We start from the raw sequence: 1,260 nt of genomic DNA, 5'->3' as shown, positions 1-1,260 counted from the left end.
TTTTTCTACGTAAAGTCAAGCATAATAAGAAGTTTGGCTTCATTTTTTATTTAAATTTCAACTTAAACATCTTTTAGTGTCGATTTATTTTTTTAGTTAGACACGACAAATAAGCCCAGATCCATATCTGATTTTTGGGCTTAGCGTTATAATGTACTTGATCAATTAATTACGACTAAAGTCTTTTTGATTATGTGTGGCTACGTTGTAATCATATGGTTGATCATTGATAATCAGGGCATAAATGGTTCTGATTAGTTTATGAATTGAAGCAATAGCTATCTTTTTGAACCCTTTGGTTTGAGAGGATAGCTTTTTGCTTTCATAATAATCTGCTATATGACACGGATTTGTCTTAGCTGCATTATCAATTTGTCCAATAGCTCGATAAAGCAACTTACGTGCGACTGCATTGCCATGTTTAGTAATACTTAAATTAGAGTCCATTTCTCCTGACTGATATCTGCCTGGATCAATTCCGATAAAAGCATTGATTTTATTAGGATTACTAAATCTGCGTAAATCTCCTAACTCTGCTAAAACTCTGACTGCAGTGGTCTGTGCAAAGCCTGGAATGCTTTCTAGGTTTTCTAAGTCATGATTAGGCAAAGTTTTGGCGAGTTTAACCATTTTTGTAATTATACGTTGACGTTGATTGCTTAGATTAAGCAGTCTTCGGGCATAATATTGTGCTTGCTGGACCTCTATGTCAGAGCAAGAAACAACTGGATAAGCTAAATGAGCTAATTCAATTAGTTTATCTGTTGTCCTTTGTGCATGATTAAAAGCGATGCCTTTCAATTTCATCAACCAGTTAATAATTTGCTTTTTATCATCTTTTCTTACTAAATCACAATGAGGATAACGAGCAACTATTTGCCAATAATTCTTACCTCTAGCAATAGAAAATAAGTTTTCAATTTCGGGAAAGGTTGATTGTAGAGCTTGGTGAAGTCGATTTTTAGCTATTACCAAGTCACTTGTCAGCTGGTCATAGAAGCGGCTCAAAGCATTAAGCTGCTTATAAGTTTGGGATTCGCTTTGATTAACCGGATGGCGATAAAGTCTTTGAATTAAAGCTAAATGATAAGCATCAGTTTTATCGGTCTTGTTGTAGCGTAGCCCCATATTCATCTCTTTTTTGGCTTTAAGCGGATTAAGAACAACATATTCATAGCCGTAGTCTTCAAGAAAAGCCTGCAGTCTGCGTGAATAAACACCGGTAGCTTCAAAAATAATTTGTGGATGTTTAGAAAAAGC

General features: G+C 34.9%; 1 protein-coding gene. It reads right to left on the bottom strand.

Annotated elements, in window-relative coordinates:
- Window positions 1–165 precede the first annotated feature (165 nt).
- On the bottom strand, window positions 166–1,260 hold a 1,095-nt coding region (locus FC37_RS03280), incomplete at its 5' end, for an IS110 family RNA-guided transposase (protein ID WP_025006496.1).

The sequence above is a fragment of the Lactobacillus gallinarum DSM 10532 = JCM 2011 genome, from assembly GCF_001434975.1.
In the GTDB taxonomy this organism is placed as follows: domain Bacteria; phylum Bacillota; class Bacilli; order Lactobacillales; family Lactobacillaceae; genus Lactobacillus; species Lactobacillus gallinarum.
Note: the sequence above shows the minus strand (reverse complement) of the source record. Positions and strands in the feature narration are given on the sequence as shown.